Source organism: Streptomyces sp. NPDC021225, assembly GCF_044332865.1.
In the GTDB taxonomy this organism is placed as follows: Bacteria; Actinomycetota; Actinomycetes; order Streptomycetales; family Streptomycetaceae; genus Streptomyces.
The window spans coordinates 257,285-279,749 of the sequence record NZ_JBIRPV010000001.1 but is presented as its reverse complement, the minus strand read 5'-3'; the positions used below and the strand labels follow the sequence as shown (position 1 = coordinate 279,749).

General features: G+C 74.4%; 10 protein-coding genes. 9 read left to right on the top strand and 1 reads right to left on the bottom strand.

Translation table 11 applies throughout. The features are described 5' to 3' along the window. The first annotated feature begins 2 nt into the window (after nucleotides 1-2). The 8 genes from ACH4S9_RS01320 to ACH4S9_RS01285 all read left to right on the top strand — a co-directional run bounded on the left by ACH4S9_RS01320 (nucleotide 3) and on the right by ACH4S9_RS01285 (nucleotide 20,105). Nucleotides 3-7,955, top strand: coding sequence for an amino acid adenylation domain-containing protein (locus ACH4S9_RS01320; protein ID WP_398369067.1), 7,953 nt, complete (start codon nucleotides 3-5; stop codon nucleotides 7,953-7,955). Further along, nucleotides 7,952-15,091, top strand: a complete 7,140-nt coding sequence (locus ACH4S9_RS01315) for an amino acid adenylation domain-containing protein (RefSeq protein WP_398369065.1) — start codon at nucleotides 7,952-7,954, stop codon at nucleotides 15,089-15,091. The genes ACH4S9_RS01320 and ACH4S9_RS01315 overlap by 4 nt, the downstream gene beginning before the upstream one ends. 89 nt (nucleotides 15,092-15,180) lie before the next feature. Next, nucleotides 15,181-15,384, top strand: coding sequence for an MbtH family protein (locus ACH4S9_RS01310; protein ID WP_311730753.1), 204 nt, complete (start codon nucleotides 15,181-15,183; stop codon nucleotides 15,382-15,384). Nucleotides 15,385-15,493: 109 nt separating this feature from the next. After that, entirely contained in the window at nucleotides 15,494-15,751 is a 258-nt protein-coding gene (locus ACH4S9_RS01305) for a phosphopantetheine-binding protein (RefSeq protein ID WP_311730754.1), read from the top strand. After that, the gene (locus tag ACH4S9_RS01300) at nucleotides 15,748-16,971 is read left to right on the top strand and encodes a beta-ketoacyl-[acyl-carrier-protein] synthase family protein (protein ID WP_398369062.1); all 1,224 of its coding nucleotides are present in this window, start codon (nucleotides 15,748-15,750) and stop codon (nucleotides 16,969-16,971) included. Before ACH4S9_RS01305 ends, ACH4S9_RS01300 begins: the two co-directional genes overlap by 4 nt. After that, on the top strand, nucleotides 16,968-18,146 hold the full coding sequence (locus ACH4S9_RS01295; protein WP_398369060.1) for a beta-ketoacyl synthase N-terminal-like domain-containing protein: 1,179 nt from the start codon (nucleotides 16,968-16,970) through the stop codon (nucleotides 18,144-18,146). Before ACH4S9_RS01300 ends, ACH4S9_RS01295 begins: the two co-directional genes overlap by 4 nt. Continuing rightward, complete coding sequence (fabG, locus tag ACH4S9_RS01290) at nucleotides 18,143-18,916, top strand: 3-oxoacyl-ACP reductase FabG (RefSeq protein ID WP_398369058.1); 774 nt, start codon at nucleotides 18,143-18,145, stop codon at nucleotides 18,914-18,916. Before ACH4S9_RS01295 ends, fabG begins: the two co-directional genes overlap by 4 nt. A gap of 76 nt (nucleotides 18,917-18,992) precedes the next feature. Continuing rightward, nucleotides 18,993-20,105 carry a methyltransferase gene (locus ACH4S9_RS01285; protein ID WP_398369056.1) on the top strand — a complete coding sequence of 371 codons (1,113 nt, stop codon included), beginning with the start codon at nucleotides 18,993-18,995 and terminating at the stop codon, nucleotides 20,103-20,105. A 109-nt stretch (nucleotides 20,106-20,214) separates the two neighbouring features. On the opposite strand, the gene ACH4S9_RS01280 is transcribed toward ACH4S9_RS01285, so the two are convergent. After that, on the bottom strand, nucleotides 20,215-21,180 hold the full coding sequence (locus ACH4S9_RS01280; RefSeq protein ID WP_398369054.1) for a helix-turn-helix transcriptional regulator: 966 nt from the start codon (nucleotides 21,178-21,180) through the stop codon (nucleotides 20,215-20,217). Between the two features lie 63 nt (nucleotides 21,181-21,243). On the opposite strand from ACH4S9_RS01280, the gene ACH4S9_RS01275 reads away from it, so the two are divergent. After that, nucleotides 21,244-22,377 (top strand): epoxide hydrolase family protein, encoded by a 1,134-nt coding sequence (locus ACH4S9_RS01275; protein WP_398369052.1) that lies wholly within the window; start codon nucleotides 21,244-21,246, stop codon nucleotides 22,375-22,377. The last annotated feature ends 88 nt before the right edge of the window (nucleotides 22,378-22,465 follow it).

Below are 22,465 nucleotides of genomic sequence, written 5' to 3'. Positions count from 1 at the left end.
CGATGAGAGAGACCGCCTTTTTCGAACTGCCGCTCTCCGGTGCGCAACGGGAGATGTGGTACGCGCAAGCGCTCGACCCCGGCAACCCGGTCTTCACCATGGCCGACCACCTCGACCTGAACGGGCCGCTGGACCTGGCCCGGTTCGAGCGCGCCTGGTGGCGGCTGATCCGCGAAACGGAGTGTCTGCGGGCCCGGTTCACCGAACGCGGCGGCGAGCCCGTGCAGACGATCCACCCGCTCGGGGAGCGCACGCTGGCGGTGCGGGACTTCCGGGCCGCCACCGACCCCGACGCCGCGTCCCGCCACCGGATGCGCGAAGACCTGCGGCTCCCCTCGTCCCTGGGCGCCGAGGCCTTCCACAGCGAGCTGCATCTGCTCGGCCTGCGGCGGGTCAGGCTCTACGCCCGGACCAACCACATCCATATGGACGGGTTCAGCCGGGCGGTGTTCCACCAGCGGCTGGCCGCGCTTTACCGGAATGAGGCGGCCGAGGGCGGCCACGACGGAGCGGACGCCACGGACCCGCTGCCGCCGCTCGCCGAGCTGCTCGCCGACGAGGAGGCGTACCACGCCTCGCGGGCGTACGAGCGCGACGCGCGGTTCTGGGCCGGGCGGTTCGAGGCCGCCCCCGAGCCCACCCGGCTGTCCCCGAGGCGCCCGGAACACGCCCGCCACACCCTGCGCCGCACCGCCCCGCTGCCCGCCGCCACCGTGGCGCGGCTGGGCGAGCTGGCCTGGCAGGCGCGGGTCACCTGGCCCACCACACTGATCGCGGCCACCGCCGCATGGGCCGCCGGGGCCAGCGGCGACGGAGAGGTGCTGCTGACCCTCCCGGTGCCCGCCCGGACGACCGCCACCGCGCGGGCCGTGCCCGGGATGCGCGCCAACTTCCTGCCGCTGGCCCTGTCGGTGCGCCCCTCGATGACCCGCGCCGGGCTGCTCGCGCACACCGCCGCCCAGCTGCGCGCCACCGTCCGCCACCAGCGGTACCGCGGCGACGAGCTGCGGCGCGAACTGGGCCTCACGGGGGACGCGGACACCACGTACGGGCCCACCGTCAATGTGCTGGAGTCCGGCGCCGACTTCGCCTTCGGCGACTCCTGCACGGGCCGGCTGCACAACCTGTCCACCGGCCCGGTGCCCGATCTCCAGATCATCTACCTGGACACGCCGGACGCGGGCTGGACGGTCCGCCTGGACGCCAACTCCAGCCTGTACACCGAAGCCGAGCTGACCGCGCATCAGGACCGGCTGCTCGCCGCCATCGAGGCCTTCGCGCACGGCGCGGACGGCCTCCCGCTGGGCCGCGTGGACGTCACCCTGCCCGCCGAGCGGCAGCGGCTGCTGGTCGACCGGAACGCCACCGAGCGCACCGACGGCTTCACCGACGTGGTGGAACGGGTCCGCGAGCTGGCCGGGCTGACCCCGGACGCGGTGGCCGTCGACGACGGCGCGACCCGGCTGAGCTACGCCGAGCTGGTCGCCCGCGCCGACGCCATGTCCCGCACCCTGACCACCGCAGGGCTCGGACCCGGCTCGCTGGTCGCGCTGGCCGCGGGGCCCGGCGCGGCCTTTGTGACCGCCCTGCTCGGCGTGCTGGGCGCGGGCGCCGCGTGGGTGCCGCTCGACGTACGGGCCCCCGTCGCCCGCGGGGCCTCCCTGCTGGCCGACAGCGGCGCGCGGGCGCTGCTGTTCGGCCGGGACCAGGAGGGGTTCGCCCACCAGGCGCTGGCCGCGTGCGGCGGCTGGCCCCAGGTGATCGAGCTGGACGCGACCGGACCGGGCGCGGAGGGCTCCGGGAATGCCGCGGCGGATCTGCTACCGGTCGCGGGCAAGGGCGACGACCTGGCTTACGTGATCTTCACCTCGGGCTCCACCGGCCGCCCCAAGGGCGCGATGGTCCACCGCCACGGCATGGTCAACCACCTTCTCGCCAAGGTCGAGGACCTGGATCTGACCGCCGCCGACTCGGTGGTCCACAACGCCCCCGTCACCTTCGACATCTCCATCTGGCAGATGCTGTCCGCGCTCGTCGTGGGCGGCCGCACCCGGGTGGTGTCCCGCGAGGTGGCCGGCGATCCGCAGACGCTGTTCGCCCTGGCCGACACCGAGGGGATCACCGTGCTCGAAGTGGTGCCCTCGCTGCTGCGGGTGGCCCTGGACGAGTGGGACGCCGGGGCGTCCCGGCCCGAACTGGCCGCGCTGCGCCATCTGGTGGTCACCGGCGAGACCCTGCCCGCGGACCTGTGCCGCCGCTGGCTCGCGCACTACCCCGGCGTTCCGCTGGTCAACGCGTACGGGCCCACCGAGTGCTCGGACGACGTCACCCACGCGTTCATCCGCTCCGAGGACGACCTGGGCCCGGTGCGGGCGCCGATCGGCTCGGCGGTGCGCAACACCAGCCTGTACGTACTCGGCGACGGGCTGCGCCCGGTGCCCGCCGGGGTGCCCGGCGAGCTGTACGTCGGCGGGTTCGGGGTGGGCCGCGGCTATCTCGACGACTCGCGCCGCACCGCCTCCGTGTTCGTGGCGGACCCGTACTCCCCGGTGTCCGGCGCCCGGATGTACCGCACCGGGGACCGGGTGGTGCACCGGCCGGACGGCCAACTGGAGTTCCTGGAGCGCGTCGACCACCAGGTCAAGATCCGCGGCCATCGCATCGAACTCGGCGAGATCGAGTCCGTGCTGCGCGAGGTGCCCGGGGTCGTCGACGCGGTGGTGACCGTGGCCGTGGACCGCGAGGGAAACTCCCGGCTGGCGGCCTTCCTGTCCGGCTCCGCCGATGTGGTCGCCGCGCGGGACCGGGTGGCCGGCGCACTGCCCGACTACATGGTGCCCGCCGCGTTCGTCGTACTGGACGCCCTGCCGCTGACCGTCAACGGCAAGGTGGACCGCAAGGCGCTCCCCGAGCCGGACTTCGCGGCCGCCGCGGCGGGTTCGGGCCGCGCCCCGCGCACCCCGCGCGAGGAGGTGCTGTGCCAGCTCTTCGCCGATGTGCTGAAACTGGAGCGGGTGTCCATCGACGACGACTTCTTCGGGCTCGGCGGCCACTCGCTCCTCGCCACCAAGGTGATCAGCCGGCTGCGGGTGCTGCTCGGCATCGAACTGCCCATCAGGGCGCTGTTCGACGCGCCCACCGTCGAGCGGCTCGCCGCCTCGCTGGACGGCGCCGGGCAGGCGCGCCCCGCGCTCGTCGCGGCGGACCGCCCCGCCGAGCTGCCGCTGTCCTTCGCCCAGCAGCGGCTGTGGTTCCTCGGCCACCTGGACAACCGCGGCGCCACCTACCACCTGCCGAGGGCGCTGCGGCTCTCCGGCGAGCTGGACACCGGCGCGCTGGCCGAGGCGCTGGCCGACGTGGTCGCCCGGCACGAGAGCCTGCGCACCGTCTTCCCCGAGGTGGACGGGCGCGCCACCCAGGTCGTACTGGCCGCCGAGGTGGCCCGGCCGGGCCTGCCGGTGACCGAGGCGGCCGAGGACCAGCTGGAGTCGCTGCTCGCCGAGCGGGCGGCGCGCCCGTTCGACCTCGCGGCGGAACTGCCGCTGCGCGCCGAGCTGTTCCGGCTCGGCGCCGGCCGGGGACACCTCCCAGCGGTAGCTGGGGGAGGCTGTGGCGCCCCGGAGGCGAACCGAGCCGTATATGGGGAGGAGCACGTACTCCTGGTCGTGCTGCACCACATCGCGGGCGACGGCTGGTCGGTGCTGCCGCTGGCCCAGGATCTGCGCCAGGCGTACGCGGCGCGGGTGCGCGGCCGGGCGCCCGCGTACCGGCCGCTGCCGGTCCAGTACGCCGACTACACGCTGTGGCAGCGGGAGCTGCTGGGCGACGAGAAGGACCCGGACAGCCTGGCCGCGCGGCAGCTCGCCTTCTGGCGCGAGGCGCTGGCGGGGCTGCCGGACGGGCTGGAGCTGCCCACCGACTTCCCGCGCCCCGCCGTGCCCTCCTACCGGGGCGGCACCGTGGACTTCCGCCTGGAGCCCGAGCTGCACGCGGCCGTCACGAAGCTGGCGCGCTCGTCCGGGGCCAGCGTGTTCATGGTGCTCCAGGCGGCGCTCGCGGCGCTGCTGTCCAAGCTGGGCGCCGGGGAGGACATCCCGCTGGGCACGCCGGTCGCGGGGCGCGGCGAGGCGGCGCTCGAAGGGCTGGTCGGCTTTCTCGTCAACACGCTGGTGCTGCGCACCGATGTCTCCGGCGACCCGACGTTCCGGGAGCTGGTGGGGCGGGCGCGCGACGCCGACCTGGCGGCCTTCGACCATCAGGACGTGCCGTTCGAGGCGCTGGTCGATGCGGTCGGCCCGGCCCGTTCGCTGTCGCGGCAGCCGCTGTTCCAGGTGATGCTGGCCTTCCAGAACAACGCGCCCGCCGACTTCGGGCTGCCGGGCCTGACCACCACCATGGCCCCGGTGCCCACCGGCACCGCCCGCTTCGACCTGGCCTTCGAGCTCGCCGAGGAGCACACGGACGGCGGCGCGCCGGGGGGCATCGGCGGACAGCTGGAGTACAGCGCGGACCTGTTCACCGAGGCGAGCGCCGCGGTGATCGCCGAACGGCTGGTGGAGCTGTTGCGCAAGGCCACCGCCGGGCCGGACCGGCCGCTGAGCCGGCTGGACGCCCTGCTGCCCGAGGAGGCCGCGCGGATCCTCGGCCCATGGGCCGGCGGCGGTGCCCGGGCGCCCGAAGCGGCCACGCTCCCCGAGCTGTTCGCGGCCCGGGTGGCGGCGGATCCGGGCCGTACGGCGCTGCTGGCCACGGGCGTGGGCCCGGTCACCCGCGGGGAGCTGGACGAGCGGGCCAACCGGCTCGCCCACCATCTGATCTCGCTGGGCGTGGGCCCCGAGGACACCGTCGCGCTGGTCCTGCCCCGCACGGTCGAAGCGGTGGTGGCGGTGCTCGGGGTGCTCAAGGCCGGTGCGGCGTATCTGCCGGTCGACCCGGCGTATCCGCAGGACCGCGTCGACTACGTGGTCAACGACGCCCGGCCGGCCGCGGTGCTGACCACGGTGGAGCGGGCGGGAGCGTTCCGGCGGACGGAGGGGATCGTCGCGCTGGACGCGCCGGAGACCGCCGCCGCGCTGGCCACGGCCCCCGCGCACGGCCCGACGGACGCCGACCGGCGGGCGCGGCTGACGCCCCAGCACCCCGCGTACGTCATCTACACCTCGGGCTCCACCGGCCGCCCCAAGGGCGTGGTCGTGCCGCACGCCAATGTGGTGGCGCTGGCCGCGCAGGGCGAGCCGTTCGGGGTGCGCGAGGGCACCCGGGTGCTCCAGTTCGCCTCGTTCAGCTTCGACGCCGCCGCCTGGGAGGTGTGCACCTCGCTGCTCACCGGCGCGGTGCTGGTGCTGGCCTCCGAGGCGGACCGGGCGCCCGGCGAACCGCTCGCCGCGCTGATCACCGAGGCCCGTATCGACGTGGTCTGCCTGCCGCCGACCGTGCTCTCCGCGTGGCCCGAGGAGCTGCCGATGCCGGAGGGGATCACGGTCATCATGGCGGGCGAGGCCTGCCCGCCCGAGCTGGTGGAGCGGTGGTCGGCCGGACGCCGGATGATCAACGCGTACGGGCCCACCGAGACCACGGTGTGCGCCACCCTCAGCGAGCCGCTCGCCGGGGCCGTCAAACCGCCCGTCGGCCGCCCGCTGGCCGGCAAACAGGTGCGGGTGCTGGACGCTTCGCTGCGGCCGGTGCCGGTCGGCGTCACCGGGGAGCTGTACATGGCGGGCGCCGGGCTGGCCCGCGGCTATCTGGGGCGGGCGCGGCTGACCGCGGAGCGGTTCGTCGCCGATCCGTACGGGGAGCCGGGGGCGCGCATGTACCGCACCGGGGACCTGGTGCGCTGGCTGCCCGACGGCACGCTGGACTATATCGGCCGCTCGGACGACCAGGTCAAGCTGCGCGGCTTCCGGATCGAGCCCGGGGAGATCGAGAGCGCCCTGCTCGCGGACCCCGGCATCGCCCGGGCCGCGGTGATCGTGCGCTCCGACCGGCCCGGGGAGAAGCGCCTGGTCGGGTATGTCGTCCCGGCCGGGGGCGAGGCGCCTGACGCGGCGCGGCTACGGGAACGGCTGGCCGGGCGGCTGCCCGACTACATGGTCCCCACCGCCTTCGTCACGCTGGACGCCCTGCCGCTGACCGGCAACGGAAAGCTGGACCGCAAGGCGCTGCCCGCACCCGACTTCACCGCCCGCGCCACCGGCCGGGCGCCGGTCACCGCGCAGGAGGAGACGCTGTGCCAGGTCTTCGCCGACGTCCTGGGCCTGGAGCGGGCCGGCGCCGACGACAGCTTCTTCGACCTGGGCGGCGACTCCATCGTCTCGATCCAGCTGGTGGGCCGGGCCCGCAAGGCCGGGCTGCTGATCACCGCGCAGGACGTGTTCACCCATCGCACCCCCGCCGCGCTCGCCGCCGCCGCCAGGCCCGCCGCCGAACACGTGGTGCTCGGCACGGACGACGGCGTCGGCACCCTGGCGCCCACCCCGATCGCGCACTGGCTCCAGGACCTGTCCCAGGAAGCGGAGTTCGCCGGATTCCACCAGGCGGTCGTGATCCGCACCCCGGCCGGCGCCTCCCAGGCCACCCTGGCCGCGGCGCTCCAGGCCCTGCTCGACCACCATGACGCGCTGCGGATGAGCCTTGAATCCGCTGACGGACGCTGGACGCTGCGGATCGCCGAGCCCGGCGCGGTGCGGGCCAAGGAGCTGCTGAGCCGCGTGGGCGTCGCCTCACTGCCCGAGGAGTCCCTCGCGGAGGCCGTGGCCGGCTCGGCCGCCGCGGCCCAGGCCCGGCTCGACCCGCGGGCGGGCGTCGTGGTCCGGGCGGTGTGGTTCGACGCGGGCCCCGGCCGCCCCGGGCGGCTGCTGCTGGCCCTGCACCACCTGGTCGTCGACGGGGTGTCCTGGCGGATCCTGCTGCCCGACCTGGCACAGGCGTACGAGGCGGTCACCCACCGCACCCCGGTGGCGCTCCAGCCGGTGGGCACCTCGCTGCGCCACTGGTCCGGGCTGCTGGCGGCCGAGGCGCGCACCGTGCGCCGCGGCGCCGAACTCCCCTTCTGGCGCGAGGTGGTGGCCACCCCCGACCCGCTGCTGGGCGCGCGCCCGCTCGACCGCGCCCGGGACACCGCGGCCACCGCCCGCACCCTGCGGCTGACCCTGGACACCGCCACCACGGCGGCGCTGCTGACCGAGGTCCCGGCGGCCTTCCACACCGAGGCCAACGACGTGCTGCTGGCGGGTCTCGCGCTGGCCGTGGCCGACTGGCGGCGGCGCAGGGGCGAGGAGAGCTCGGCGGTGCTCGTGGAGCTGGAGGGCCACGGCCGCGAGGAGTTCACGGAGGGGGTGGATCTGAGCCGGACCGTCGGCTGGTTCACCACCACCTGCCCGGCCCGGCTGGAGGTGGGCTCGCACCTCGTGCACGACTCCGTCTGGGCCGAGGCCTGGTCGGGCGGGCCCGCCGCCGGGCTGGTCCTCAAGTCGGTCAAGGAGCAGCTGCGCGCCCTGCCCGACCACGGCCTGGGCCACGGGCTGCTGCGGCGGCTCGCCCCGGACACGGCGCCCGAGCTGGTCGCGGCCGGCCCGCCGCAGCTGGGCTTCAACTACCTGGGGCGGCTGCCCGCCCCGGTGGCCGAGGACTGGTCGGTCGCCCCGGAGGCGGCGCTGGTCGCGGCCGGCGCGGACCCGTCCCTGCCGCTGCCGCACGTGCTCGGCCTCAACGCCCGCACCGAGGACGGGCCGGACGGGCCGCGGCTGGTCGCCGCCTGGACCTGGGCGGCCGAGCTCCTGCCGGAGGAGGACGCGCGGGCCATCGCCGAGGCCTGGTTCCGCGCGCTGGGGGCCCTGGCCCTGCACGCCCAGAGCCCCGATTCGGGCGGACACACACCTTCCGATGTCGACCTGGTGGAGCTGAGCCAGGACGAGATCGACGAGTTCGAAGACGAGATGGATGCGTGGTCTCTGTGAGCGGAACCCTGAGTCAACCGGAAGGCGCGCTTCGAGCGCCGGCGCGCACCGCCAAGCGGTCCAACTTCCAGGACGTCCTGCCGCTGACCCCGCTCCAGGAAGGGCTGCTCTTCCACGCGGTGTACGAGCAGCAGGCCGAGCTCGACGTGTACGCCGTCCAGCTGGTCCTGGACCTGGAGGGCCCGCTGGACACCGGCCGCCTCAAGGCCGCGGCCGCCGCCCTGCTCCAGCGCCACCCCAATCTGCGGGCGGCCTTCCGCTACCGCGGGAACGGCGATCCGGTGCAGCTGATCCCGCGCGCCGTCGAGGTGCCGTGGACCGAGACCGATCTGCGCTCGCTCGCCCCCGAGGAGCGGGCCGCCGAGGCGGAGCGCCTCACCGACGAGGACCGGGTGCGCCGGTTCGACGTGCACCGCCCGCCGCTGCTGCGGTTCATCGTGCTGGACCTGGGCGGGGGCGCGCACCGTGTGGTGCTGACCGCGCATCAGATGGTGTTCGACGGCTGGTCCATGCCGCTGATCGTGCGCGAGCTGTTCACCCTGTACGGCGGGAACGCGGCGGCTCTCGCCCCCGCCGCCCCGTACAAGTCCTATCTGGCGCATCTGGCCGGGCAGGACCGGGCCGCCGCCGAGGAGGCGTGGCGCGGGGCGCTGACCGGACTCGACGAGCCGACCCTGGTGGCCCCGGCCGCGACCGGGCTCACGGCGGCGCTGCCCGGACACCACGCGGTGGAGCTGCCCCAGGCGTTCACCGCCGAACTCACCGCTTGGGCACGCGGGCGCGGTCTGACCCTGAACACCGTGGTGCAGGGCGCCTGGGCGGCCACCCTCTCCACCCTCACCGGCCTGCGCGACGTGGTCTTCGGCGGCACGGTCTCCGGCCGGCCGCCGGGGCTGCCCGGGGTCGAGACGATGGTCGGGCTGTTCATCAACACCCTGCCGGTACGCGTCGACCTGGACCCGGCGCGCTCCTTCGCCGAGATCCTCACCGCGCTCCAGGACCGGCAGACCGGCCTGCTGCCGCACCAGCATCTGAGCCTCACCCGCATCCAGCAGGCCGTGGGCGCCGGGGAGCTGTTCGACACCGTCCTGGTCTTCGAGAACTACCCGCTCGACCCCTCCGAGATGGCGGAGCCCGCGCCCGGGCTGCGCATCGCCGCCCTCCAGGCCAAGGACGCCACGCACTATCCGCTGAGCCTGATGGCGCTGCCCGGCGAGCGGCTGCGGCTGGACGTCGGCTACGCCCCCGACCTGTACACCGCCGACGAGGCGGCCGCGGTGATGGACCGCCTCACGGGGCTGCTGCGCACCCTGCTCGACCACCCCGACCGCCCCTTCGGGCAGCTCGACGCGCTGCTGCCCGGCGAGCGCGAGCGGGTCCTGGACCTGCCCGCCGACCCGGCGCCCAAGGACCCGTTCGCGGATGTGGTGGAGCGGGTACGGGCGCTGGCCCGGGAGCAGGCGGAGGCCCCGGCCGTCACCGATGGCCGGGAGACCCTGAGCTACCGGGAGCTGGTGGCCCGGGGCAGCGCCCTGTCCCGGGAGTTGTCCGGGCTCGGCATCGGACCCGGCTCGCTGGTGGGCGTGCTCGCCGCGCCCGGGGCCCGGTTTGTGACGGCGGTGCTCGGCACGCTGGGCGCGGGCGCGGCGTGGGTGCCGCTGGACGTCGCGGCGCCAATCGCCCGTACGGCCGCGCTGGTCGCGGACGCGGGGGTGGCCCTGCTGCTGACCGACCACGAACACGCCGCGCTCGCCGCCGAGGTGGGCGGCGCGCTGCCCGTCCTGCCGGTCTCCGACCGCCGCGACGCCGTGAGCGACCTCGTACCCGTGGCCGGGGCCGCCGACGACCTGGCGTATGTCATCTTCACCTCGGGCTCCACGGGCCGCCCCAAGGGCGCGATGGTGCACCGCCGGGGCATGGTCAACCACCTGCTGGCCAAGGTCTGGGACCTGGATCTGACCGCGTGTGACACGGTCGTGCACAATGCGCCCGTCACCTTCGACATCTCGGTGTGGCAGATGCTGTCCCCGCTGGTCGTCGGCGGTCTGCTGCGGGTCGTGCCCAAGCGGACGGGGGCCGACCCGGCCGAGCTGTTCGGGATGGTCGGCCCGGAGCGGATCACCGTCCTGGAGGTCGTGCCCTCGCTGCTGCGGACGGCACTCGACAGCTGGGACGCGGGCGCGGCGATGCCCGATCTGTCCCGGCTGCGCCGCCTGGTGGTGACCGGCGAGGCGCTGCCCGCCGAGCTGTGCCGCCGCTGGTTCGCGTACTTCCCCGGCATTCCGCTGGTCAACGCGTACGGGCCCACCGAGTGCTCGGACGATGTCACCCACGCCGTGATCCATGACGCCGGCGAGGTGCCCGGGGTGCGGGCGCCGATCGGGTCGGCGGTCCGCAACACCGGTCTGTATGTCCTGGCCGACGGGCTGCGCCCGGTGCCCGCCGGGGTGCCCGGCGAGCTGTACGTCGGCGGGACCGGGGTGGGCCGCGGCTATCTGCGGGACGCGCGCCGCACCGCCGCCGTGTTCGTCGCCGACCCGTACTCGCCGCTGCCCGGGGCGCGGATGTACCGCACCGGGGACCGGGTGGTGCGGCGGGCAGACGGGCGTCTTGAGTTCCTGGAGCGGCGCGACCACCAGGTCAAGATCCGCGGCCATCGCATCGAACTCGGCGAGATCGAGGCCGTGCTGCGCACCGTGCCCGGGGTCACCGACGCGGTGGTGAACGTCGCGAAGGACACCCGGGGCGAGGGCCGGCTGGTCGGCTATCTGGCGGGCGCGGCGGACCCGGTGGCGGCGCGGGCGTCGGCCGCCGAGCGGCTGCCGGAGTACATGGTGCCGTCCGCGTTCGTCCTGCTGGACGCCCTGCCGCTGACCGCCAACGGCAAGGTGGACCGCAAGGCGCTGCCCGCCCCCGGGATCGCCACCTCGGCCGGGCGCGGCCCGCGCACCCCTCGCGAGGAGCTGCTGTGCCAGGCGTTCGCCGAGGTGCTCGGCCTGGACCGGGTCTCCATCGACGAGGACTTCTTCGACCTCGGCGGCCACTCGCTGCTGGCGACCCGGCTGATCAGCCGGGTGCGGTCGCTGCTGGACGCGGAGGTCCCGCTCCGTACGGTCTTCGAGGCGCCGACCCCGGCCGCGCTCGCCGCCCGGCTGACCGGCGCCGACGCGGCCCGCCCGGCGCTGACCGCGGGCGAGCGGCCCAGGCGGCTGCCGCTGTCGTTCGCCCAGCGGCGCATGTGGTTCCTGGGCCGGCTCGAGGGCCCGTCCGGCACCTACAACCTGCCGTGGACGCTGCGGCTGACCGGGAAGCTGGACCGGCCCGCGCTGCGCGCCGCCCTCGGCGATGTGGTGATGCGCCACGAGGCGCTGCGCACCGTCTTCCCCGAGGCGGCCGACGGCCCGTACCAGCGCGTCCGCCGCCGGGCGCGGATCACGCTGCCGGTGCACCACGTCGGCGAGGACGGGCTGGACGACGCGGTCGCCGAGTTCGCCTCGCGCGGCTTCGACCTCGCGCGCGAACTCCCCTTCCGGGCGGCGCTGTTCGCACTGGGCGACCACCACCACGTGCTGGTTACGGTCATCCACCACATCGCGGGCGACGGCTGGTCCAACGCCCCGCTGGCCCGGGACCTCAGCCGCGCCTACGCGGCCCGGCTGCGCGGCGAGGAGCCGCGGTGGAGCCCGCTGCCGGTGCAGTACGCGGACTACGCGCTGTGGCAACGGGAGCTGCTGGGCGACGAGGGCGACCCCGCGTCCCTGGCCGCGAAGCAGCTCGCGTACTGGCGCGAGACGCTGGACGGGCTGCCGGACGAGCTGGCGCTGCCCACCGACTTCCCGCGCCCCGCACTGCCCTCCTACCGGGGCGGCACCGTGGAGTTCACCGTCCCCGCCGCCGTCCACGCCCGCGCCGCCGCGCTGGCCAGGGAGTGCGGGGCCAGCCTGTACATGGTGGTGCAGGCGGCGCTGGCCACGCTGCTGTCCAAGCTGGGCGCCGGGGAGGACATCCCGGTGGGCACCCCGGTGGCCGGGCGCACCGACGACGCGCTGGACGACCTGGTCGGCTTCTTCGTCAACACCCTGGTGCTGCGCGGCGATCTGACGGGCGACCCGACCTTCCGGGAGCTGGTGGGCCGGGTGCGCTCGGCGTCGCTGGCCGCCTTCGCCCACCAGGACCTGCCGTTCGAGCGGCTCGTGGACGCCCTGTCCCCCGCCCGGTCGATGGCCCGGCACGCGCTGTTCCAGACGATGCTGGCCTTCCAGAACAACGCGGCGGCGAAGCTGGAGCTGCCGGGCCTCACCGGGACCGCCGGGGCGGCGCGCACCGGCAGTGCCCGGTTCGACCTGGCCTTCGACCTGGCCGAGGAGCACACCGGGTCCGGGGAACCGGGCGGGATCGCCGGGCGCCTGGAGTACAGCGCCGACCTGTTCACCGAGGAGACCGCGCGCACGCTCACCGCCCGGCTGTGCCATCTGCTGGACCGGCTCACCGCCGCCCCCGACGGCCGGCTGGGCGAGACGGACGCGCTGCTGCCGGGCGAGCGGGAGCGGCTGCTGGAGGAGTGGAACGGCGCACCCGCGCACCCGGCGGAACCGCCGCTGTACGAGCGGTTCGAGGCGCGGGTGGCCGCTGTGCCCGACCATCCCGCGCTGCTCTTCGAGGGGCGGACCACGAGCTACCGCGAGCTGGACGAGCGGGCCAACCGGCTGGCGCGGGCCCTGGTCGCCCGGGGCGCGGGCCCCGACCGGCTGGTCGCCATCGCCCTGCCGCGCTCCCCCGAGATGGTCGTGGCGGTGCTGGCGGTGCTCAAGTCGGGCGCCGCGTATCTGCCCATCGACCCGGCGTACCCGGCGGACCGGATCGTCTCCATGGTCGAGGACGCCCGCCCGGTGCTGGCCCTGACCGACCGTGAGGTGGCGCGGGCGGTGCCCGGACTGGCCGCCGCACCGCATCTGCTGCTGGACGACCCGTCGGCACAGGCGGAGATCGGCGCCCTGCCGGCGGACGACCTGCGGCCGCACGAGCGCCGTGCCGCGCCGCGCGCGGGCCACACCGCGTATGTCATCTACACCTCGGGCTCCACCGGCCGCCCCAAGGGCGTGGTCGTGCCCCTCGGCGCCTTCGCCAACTTCCTGGCCGAGACCTCGCGCCTGCTGGACCTGGGCGCGGACGACCGGCTGGTGTCGGTGACCACCTTCGGCTTCGACATCGCCAACCTGGAGATCTTCGTCCCGCTGCTCTCCGGCGCCACGCTGGTCCTGGCCCCGCCCGCGACCGTACGGGACCCGCAGGCGCTGGCCGCGCTGCTGGTCGAGTCCCGCGCGACCGTCATGCAGGCCACCCCGACGCTGTGGCACGCCCTGGTGGCCGGGCACCCGGGGGCGCTGCGCGAGGTGCACGCCCTGACCGGCGGCGAGGCGATCGGCCAGGACCTGGCCGCCGCGCTGCACGGCGCGGCGCGCAGGGTGACCAATCTGTACGGGCCGACGGAGACCACCATCTGGTCCACCGCCGCCGAACTGGACGGCACGGGCACCCCGCCCATCGGCCGCCCGCTGGCCGGCAACCGGGCGTATGTCCTGGACGCGGCGGTGCGGCCGGTGCCGGCCGGGGTGACCGGCGAGCTGTATCTCGGCGGGGCGGCCCCGGCCCGCGGCTACCACGACCGGCCGGGCCTGACCGCGCAGCGGTTCGTCGCCGACCCGTACTCGCCGGTGCCCGGCGCCCGGATGTACCGCACCGGCGACCTGGTGCGGCGGCGGCCGGACGGCACGCTCGACCATCTGGGCCGGGCCGACCACCAGGTCAAGGTGCGCGGCTTCCGGATCGAGCCGGGCGAGATCGAGGCCACGCTGCTGAGCCATCCGCGGGTGGCGCAGGCGGTGGTGGTCGTGCGCGAGGGCTCGCTGGCGGCGTACGTCGTGCCGCGCGGCGAGCCCGGCCTCGACCCGGCGGAGCTGCGGGCCCATGTGGCGGGCGCGGTGCCCGACTACATGGTCCCGGCGTTCTTCACCGAGCTGGGGCGGATGCCGCTGACGCCCAACGCGAAGGTGGACCGCAAGGCCCTGCCGGCGCCCGGGCTGCCCCGCGCGGCCACCGGCCGCGGGCCGCGCACCCCGCTGGAACAGACGCTGTGCCAGGCCTTCGCCGAGGTGCTGGGGGTCGAGCGGGTCGGCGCCGAGGACAGCTTCTTCGAGCTGGGCGGCGACTCCATCCGCTCCATCCGGCTGGTCGGCCGCGCCCGCGAGCTGGGCGTCGGGCTCACCCCCGCCGATGTGTTCCTGCACCGGACGGCAGCGGGCCTGGCCACGGCGGCCACCGCGGCGGGGTCGGCGCCGGAAGTGGCCGACGCCTTCGCCCGGGTGCTGCCGATCCGCTCCCGAGGGACGCGCCCGCCGCTGTTCTGCGTGCACGGCGGGGTCGGCCTCTCCTGGCCGTTCCTTGAGCTGGCCGGCGCGCTCATCGAATTCCCCGTGTACGGATTCCAGGCGGGCGGAATTCTCGCACCGGCACAACAGCCCGCCTCCGTACGGGAAATGGCAGCGGATTACATCCGGAGTCTGGTGGAAATCCAGCCCGACGGCCCCTACCATATTCTCGGGTGGTCTTTCGGAGCGCTGGTGGCCCATGAAATGGCCGTCCAATTGCAGGCGCAGGGGCGCGAAGTGGCGCTGCTGGCCGATCTGGACGGCTACCCGGGGGCGGAGCGGGATCCCGAGGATGACCTGAGCGATCAGGCCCTGCTGGCCCAGGTCCTGCTGCGCTGCGGCCTCGATCCGCGGGGCGGTGCCGAGGGCGGGGGCAAGCTGGACGCCGCCGGGGTGCTGGCGCTGCTGGCCCGGGACGGCAACCCCCTCGCCGAGCTCGACGAGGCGCAGCTCGGCAATCTCCTCCAGGTGATTCGCCACTTCAGCGGCCTGGGATCGGCCCACCGCCCGGGCCGCTACCGCGGAGATCTGCTCCTCTTCGCGGCCACCCGGGGGCTCCCGGAACCGGCCCCCACCGAGGCCCGCTGGTCGGCCCACATCGAGGGCGCCATCGTGCGCCACGAGGTCGACGCCGACCACGACGGAATGCTGTCCCCGCAACCCGCCGCCCATATCGCCAAAGTGATTTCCGAAGCGCTCGGCGGCTGAGCCGAGAAGACCTCCCGACGAGAATGGTGAATTTCCTCCGAGGGATGCCCATGCCGGAAAAGGAACACGAGAGAGGACAACACCCGGATATGACAAACCCCTTCGACGACGAGACCGGAACCTTTCTGGTCCTGGTCAACCACGAGGGCCAGCACTCCCTGTGGCCCGCGTTCGCCGAGGTCCCGGCCGGCTGGACGGCGGTACTCGCCGAGACCAGCCGTGAGGAGGCCCTGGCCTACGTCGAGCGCACCTGGACCGATCTGCGCCCGAAGAGCCTGATCGACGCGGTCTGAGCCAGGCGGCCCGACCGCTGAAACCGACAACTGCCACCGAGCACCGCCCAACCCCCCACCGCACCGCCGCACCGCCGCACCACTCATTTTCCCAACGGAGGAATTCGCCATGAGCGCCATCACCATCGACACCGCCACCGAGGACAAGGTCCGTGAGATCCTCGCCAACTCCCTCGACCTGGACGGCGAGGAGCTGACCCGCACCGGGCTGTTCGTGGACGAGTACGGGGCCGACTCGCTGTGCGCGATCGAGATGCTGTCCGCCCTGGAGGTGGCCTTCGGCGTCACCATCGAGCAGGACGAACTGGAAAACATGATCCACTTCGAGGCGGTCCTCGAGGTGCTCTCCCGGGCCGAGTCGCGATGACCGCCCGGCGAGTCGTGCTGACCGGACTCGGGGTCCTGTCCAGCATCGGCAATGGCGTCACCGAGTTCACCAGGGGGCTGCGCGAAGGCCGGTGCGGCGCCGGAGAGATCACTCTCTTCGACGCCACCGGCTTCCGCCGCCAACTGGCCCACGAGGTCAGGGGCTTCGACCCGGCCGAGTGGATCCACCACACCCCGCTCGAGGAACTCGGCCGGGCCGCCCAGTTCTCCGTCGCCGCCACCCGGCTGGCGGTCCGGGACGCCGGGCTCGGCCTCGACGAACTGCGCGGCGGGCGTGGCCTGGTCACCATCGGCACCACCGACGGCGAGGCCCGCGAGCTCGACCGGCTCGTCGAGTCCGAGCTGGAGTTCGGCACCGAGGGCCTGTCCCCGACCGCGGTGCGGCGGCTGCCGGCCCACCGGCTGGCCCTCGCCGTCGTCCGTGAACTGCGGCTGCCGCGGGCGGTGCCGTCCGTGCTCGGCACCGCCTGCGCGGCGGGCAACTACGCCATCGGCGACGGCTTCGACGCCGTACGCTCCGGCGAGGCCGACTACGCGCTGGTCGGCGGGTCGGACGCGCTGGCCCGCCGTACCTTCGCCGGCTTCTCCCGGCTCGGCCTGGTCGCCTCCGACCGGTGCCGGCCGTTCGACGCCCACCGCGAGGGGCTGCTCACCGCCGAGGGCGCCGGTGTGCTGCTGCTGGAGACCCTGGAGTCGGCCCTGGCGCGCGGCGCCCGGATCTACGCCGAGCTGCTGGGCTACGGCCTCAACTGCGACGCCCACCACCCGACCGCGCCCGACCGGGAGAGCGTCGCCCGCTGCATGGGCCTCGCGCTCGCCGACGCCGGGATCAAGCCGGAGGAGGTCGATCTGGTGTCCGCGCACGGCACGGGCACCAAGACCAACGACATCACCGAGACCCGCGCGATCCGCGAGCTGTTCGGCGACCGGCCGCCGCGCACCGTGGCCCTGAAGTCCATGCTCGGCCACTCCATGGGCGCGGCCAGCGCCCTGGGCGCCGCGGCCTCGGCCGTCGCCCTGGCCCACGGATTCATCCCGCCCACCGTCAACCACCGCTCCACCGATCCCGAGTGCGGCATCGACTGCGTGCCCAACCAGGCCGTCGCGGCGCCCCTGCGGATCGTGGTCAACAACGGCCTGGCCTTCGGCGGCAACAACGCCTCCGTCGTCCTCGGCCGCTACGAGGAGGACCAGCGATGACCCCCGCACACCTCACGGAGGTCACCCCCGACGACCGGCCCAACGACCGGCCGCCCGCCCGTACCGCCGCCCGTACCGACCGCGCCGTCATCACCGCCTGGTCGGCCGTCTCCCCGTACGGGCTGGGGCGGGAGGCGTACGCGGCGGGGATCGCCGCGCGCCGCCCCACCGCGGCCGCCCCGGACCCGGACGCCTGGCAGACGCCCGACGCCACCGCCTGCCTGGTGCCCGGCTTCGACATCCGTACGGTCCTGGGCCGGGCCGGCACCCGCACCATGGACCGGGGCATGGGGCTCGCCGTCACCGCCGTACGCGAACTGTTCGCGGAGGCCGAGGCCGACGAGCGCCCGGTGACCCGCGGGGCCGGGACCGCGCTCGTCCTCGGCACCACCTGGGGCGGCGCGGCCGGCCAGCACAACTTCAGCCGGGCCTCGTTCGTCGGGGAGAAGCCCTACGACGTGCCGGCCCAGCTGATGCCCAACACCCTGATGAACAGCTCGGCCGGGGCCAGCGCCATCCGCTTCGGCCTCAAGGGCCCCAACACCACCCTGGCCGGCGGCCGCCCCGCCGCCCTGCTCGCCCTCGCCTACGCCCGCCGGCTGCTGGCCGCGGGCCGGGCCGAGCGGGCGCTGGTCGGGGCGATGGAGGAGTACTCCGGGACCCGATCCTGGCTGGAGCGGCACAGCCGGGGCGCGGACGAGGATCAGGCCGCGCCGCTGGGGGAGGGCTGCGCGGTGCTGCTGGTCGAGCCCGCCGACGCCCTCCCCGAGGACCGTCCGCCGCTCGCCGAACTCCTGGCGATCGACGTACGGGTGGACGTCACCGGCGACCTCCCCGGCACCCTGCGGGAGAGCGTGCGCCACGCCCTCGCCGAGTCCGGCGTCGAGCCGGGCGAGGTGTGGGCGGCGGCCGGCGGCGGGCTGACCGGCGCCGCGGGAGACGCCGAACGGGCGCTGCTCACCGAGCTGTTCGGGCAGGAGGCCGCCGGCCGCCTGGTGTGCCACGAGCTCATCGGCGACACGGCCTCCGCCCAGGCCGCGTTCCAGCTCGCCGGGGTCCTGGTCACGGCGGCCGAGGACCCGGCCTCGGCCGGCCGGGCCGCCGTGATCACCTCGGTGGACCGCGAGGGGCTGGTGGCCTGCGCGGTGCTGCGGCTGCTGGGCGGTGCCCGATGAGCCCCACGGAACCGCCGGTCGCTCCAATCCCGCCTGTGCCTCCGGTCGCGCTGGTCAGCGGCGGCTCCCGGGGCATCGGCCGGGCGGCCGCGCTGCGGCTGGCCCAGGACGGCTACGCGATCAGCTTCTGCTACCGCTCGGACGAGGAGGCGGCCCGGCAGCTCGGCAAGGAACTCGCCGAGCTGGGGGTCGGCTCGCTCGCCCAGCGCCTGGACATCTCCGACGGCGAGGCCGTACGCGCATGGGTCACGCGCACCGAGCGCGAGCTGGGCCCGGTCGCCGTCGCCGTGGCCAGCGCCGGCATCACCCGCGACAAGCCGATGCTGATGATGTCCGACCAGGACTGGCACGCGGTCGTCTCCACCAACCTGGACGGCGCGGCCCACGTCTGCCGGGCCGTGCTGTTCCCGATGGTCAAGCGCAAGTCGGGCTCCATCATCACCCTCTCGTCGGTGTCCGGGGTCTACGGCAACCCGGGCCAGGGCAACTACTCGGCCTCCAAGGCCGGGATGGTCGCCATGACCCGGGCGCTGGCCAAGGAGGTCGGCCGGTACGGCATCCGCGCCAACACCGTGGCCCCCGGAATGATCGACACCGATATGACCGGCGCCCTCAGCGGCAGCCGGCGGGACCGCGCCGTGGCGGCCATCCCGCTGGGCCGGTTCGGCACCGCGGAGGAGGTCGCGGAGGCCGTGTCCTTCCTGGCCTCCGACAGGTCCGCGTACATCACCGGATCCGTGCTTCAGATCGACGGCGGGATCATCCTGTGACGCACCCGCCCCCGGCCCGCCGCACCACCGCCCACCACACCCCTGTCCTCACTCGCCCCGCCAAGGAGCCGGCCTCATGACCCTCCCCGCCACGACCGCGTCCGCCAACCTCACCCCGCTCGTCGACACCACCGCCTTCCCGCAGACCATGGACGGCGAGGTGCGGGCCGCCCACCGGCTGTACGAGCATCTGATCGGCATCTGGGCGCCAGGCGTCATCGAGGCCGCCCAGGACCTCGGCGCCTTCGCCGCCCTCACCGTCGGCCCGGCCACCGCCGCCCAGCTCGCCGAGATCCTCGACACGGACCTGCGGGCCACCCGCGTCCTGCTGGACGGCCTCTATGCGTACGACGTGGTCGAACGCACGAGAGGAGCGGACGGTCAGGCCGTCTACACCCTCCCGCCCGAGCTGCACGGCGTCTTCGCCGCCGACGGGCTGTTCAGCCTCGCCGGGAAGATCGGCCACGACCGCAACGTCGCCTGGAACGCCTGGCGCCACCTCGCCGAGAACGTCCGCTCCGGCGCCCGGTCCGCCGACGGCGCGCAGCAGCTCAACCAGATATCGGAAGAGGACTACACCTCGCTGGTCCGCGGCATCAGCTTCTGGGCGCCGCCGATCACCCGGGCGCTCGCCGACGCCCTGCGGGACCTCGGCTGGAGCACCGGCCGCTCCGCGACCCTCCTGGACGTCGGCTGCGGCACCGGCATCTACAGCCACCTGCTGCTGCGCGAGTTCCCCGAGCTGACCGCGCGCGGCCTGGACGCCGAGCGGATCATCCCGATCGCCGCCCGGCAGGCCGCACAGCTGGGGGTCGCCGAGCGGTTCCGGGGCGAGGTCGTGGACTTCTGGAGCGAGGACTGGGGCAACGGCACCGACCTCGCGCTGTTCGTCAACATCTTCCACCTCCAGACCCCCGAGTCGGCCCGTGAGCTGCTGCTGAAGACGGCCAAGGGGCTCACCGAGGACGGAGTGATCGCGATCGCCGACCACATCGTCGACGAGGAGAACGGGGAGGGCTCGGTCCAGAACAGGTTCTTCCGGCTGTTCGCCGCGTCGATGCTGGCCACCGGCGGCGGCGACGCCTTCACCGTCCACGACTACGACCAGTGGCTGGCGGACGCGGGGCTGCGCCGGATCGGCCTGCTCGACACCCCGATGCACCGGGTGCTGCTCGCCCGCCGCTCCTGACCACTGCCCCTTTGCACAGCGGCACCGTGCGCCCTGGAGTTTGCGGTGAGTAGAGGACAACGACACGCCGGAGCCCACGGCGTGTCGTTGTCCGAAAGTCACCACGGAATCAGGGGGGAGTGGAGGCGGCCCGGAGCGCACGGGCCCCGACCGTACGCAGATGAGCCAGCAGCTCCGGGGGCTCATGCACCTGGAACTCGCAGCCCAGCATGAGCAGCCGGGACGCCAGCCACTCCAACGTGTCGGCGCGTCCGTGCAGTTCACAGCTGTTCTCGTCGATCGGCCGCACCTCGCCCGGCGCCGCCCCGAGCCGCTCCGCCGCCTGAGCGGCCGGCAGACCCACCGTGGCCCGCACCTCGTAGGTGGGCGCGAGGGAGTACATCCTGCGGGTGACGAAGGCGGCCGCGTCCTTCTCGGGCAGCTCGCGGGGCGGGACGCGTACGCCGGTGGGCTGGAGGCGGGCCATCCGGTCGACGCGGAAGATCCTCCAGTCGTCGCGCTCCGTGTCGTAGGCCAGCAGATACCAGCGGCGGCCGGCCAGCACCAACCGGTGCGGCTCGACGAGCCGCCGGGTCCGGCCGCCGTCCCCCGCCCGGTAGGCGAACCGCAGCCGTTCGTGGCCGGCCACGGCCGCGGCGGCCACCGCGAGTTCGTGCGGGTCGACGGGCGAGGCGCTCCCGGTGAAGAGCGACTCCGTCGCGGTCCGGAAGGCCCCGACCCGGTGCCGCAGCCGGGACGGCAACACCTGCTCCAGCTTGGCCAGTGCGCGCAGGGACGCCTGCTCGATACCGCTCACCGGCTTGCCGACCGCCGTGCTCAGCGCGACCGCGATGGCCACCGCCTCCTCGTCGTCCAGCAGCAGCGGCGGCATGGCCTTGCCCGCGGCGAGCCGGTATCCCCCAGTGGCCCCCATCGTCGCCTCCACCGGATATCCCAGCTCGCGCAGCCGGTCGACGTCCCGGCGGACCGTGCGAGGGCTGACCCCCAGCCGGTCCGCGAGCTCGCTGCCGGGCCATTCGCGCGGGGTCTGCAAGAGGGACAACAGGGACAGCAGCCGGGCCGATGGGGTGCTCATGGCGTCCATGATGCCCGGCCATCTAGGCCAGGATCCGACCTATATGACTCCTACAGTCGTCGCATGAGCGATGAACTCCGTCCCTTCCGCATCCACATCCCCCAGGCCGACCTGGACGAGCTGCGCGAGCGCCTCGCCCGCACCCGCTGGACGCGCGGGCTGCCCGGCGAGGGCTGGAGCCGTGGCGTGCCGCTGGCCCACCTCAAGGAGCTGGCCGACTACTGGGGAGACGGCTACGACTGGCGTCGGCACGAGGCGCGGCTGAATGAGTTCCCCCAGTTCATGACCGAGATCGACGGACAGGACATCCACTTCCTGCACGTACGCTCACCCGAACCGAACGCCCTGCCGCTGGTCCTCAACCACGGCTGGCCGAACTCCTTCATCGAGTTCGCCGACCTCATCGACCGCCTCACCGACCCGCGTGCGCACGGCGGCGACCCGTCCCAGGCCTTCCACGTCGTCGTCCCGTCCCCGCCCGGCTTCGGCTTCTCCGCGCCGCCCCGCGAAACCGGCTGGACCGCCACCCGGGTGGCGGGGCTCTGGGCCCAGCTGATGCGGCGCCTCGGCTACGACCGCTACGGCACCCAGGGCGGGGACCTCGGCGCGTACATCGCCCCCGACATGGCCAAGGCTGCACCGGACCACGTGGTCGGCGTCTACATCATCGCGGGTCTCGGCCTCCCCACGGAGGCCGACGTCCCCGAGCTGACCGACGACGAACGCGCGGCCTTCGAGCAACTCCAGCAGGCGGACTGGATGAACGGCGTCCCCCACCACGCGCTGCTGCGCGCCGCCGCGCAGACCTTCGCCTACGGCTGGCACGACTCCCCCGTCGCCGCGCTGGCCTGGATGACGCAGAAGTTCAAGGAGTTCACCGTCGCCGACAAACTCCCCGAGGAGCTGATCGACCGCGACCTGCTCCTCACCAACACGACCCTCTACTGGCTCACCGACACCTTCGGATCCTCCTCCTGGCCCATGTACGACAGCGCAGGCTTCGGCTGGCCGGAGGGCCAGAAGGCCGCGCCCACCGGCGTCTACAGCGGTGCCCCCGGGATCCGCCGGCTCGCCGAACGGCACAACACCATCGTCCACTGGCCCACGGACAACCCAGGCGGCCACCACTTCGTGGCCATGGAGCGGCCCGACGACGTGGCCGCCGACCTCCGCCGCTTCTTCGACAAGGTCCGCTGACCCGGAACACCTCTGATCCGGAATACCTCGAAGGATGTACGCGCATCTCATCAGCGGACACGAGGTTCGCGACGGATGCGGAACCGAG

Coding starts and splice junctions, on each gene's coding strand:
- ACH4S9_RS01320 (WP_398369067.1), top strand. CDS start 3: ATGAGAGAGACCGCCTTTTTCGAACTGCCGCTCTCCGGTGCGCAACGG.
- ACH4S9_RS01310 (WP_311730753.1), top strand. CDS start 15,181: ATGACAAACCCCTTCGACGACGAGACCGGAACCTTTCTGGTCCTGGTC.
- ACH4S9_RS01305 (WP_311730754.1), top strand. CDS start 15,494: ATGAGCGCCATCACCATCGACACCGCCACCGAGGACAAGGTCCGTGAG.
- ACH4S9_RS01300 (WP_398369062.1), top strand. CDS start 15,748: ATGACCGCCCGGCGAGTCGTGCTGACCGGACTCGGGGTCCTGTCCAGC.
- ACH4S9_RS01295 (WP_398369060.1), top strand. CDS start 16,968: ATGACCCCCGCACACCTCACGGAGGTCACCCCCGACGACCGGCCCAAC.
- fabG (WP_398369058.1), top strand. CDS start 18,143: ATGAGCCCCACGGAACCGCCGGTCGCTCCAATCCCGCCTGTGCCTCCG.
- ACH4S9_RS01285 (WP_398369056.1), top strand. CDS start 18,993: ATGACCCTCCCCGCCACGACCGCGTCCGCCAACCTCACCCCGCTCGTC.
- ACH4S9_RS01280 (WP_398369054.1), bottom strand. CDS start 21,180: ATGAGCACCCCATCGGCCCGGCTGCTGTCCCTGTTGTCCCTCTTGCAG.
- ACH4S9_RS01275 (WP_398369052.1), top strand. CDS start 21,244: ATGAGCGATGAACTCCGTCCCTTCCGCATCCACATCCCCCAGGCCGAC.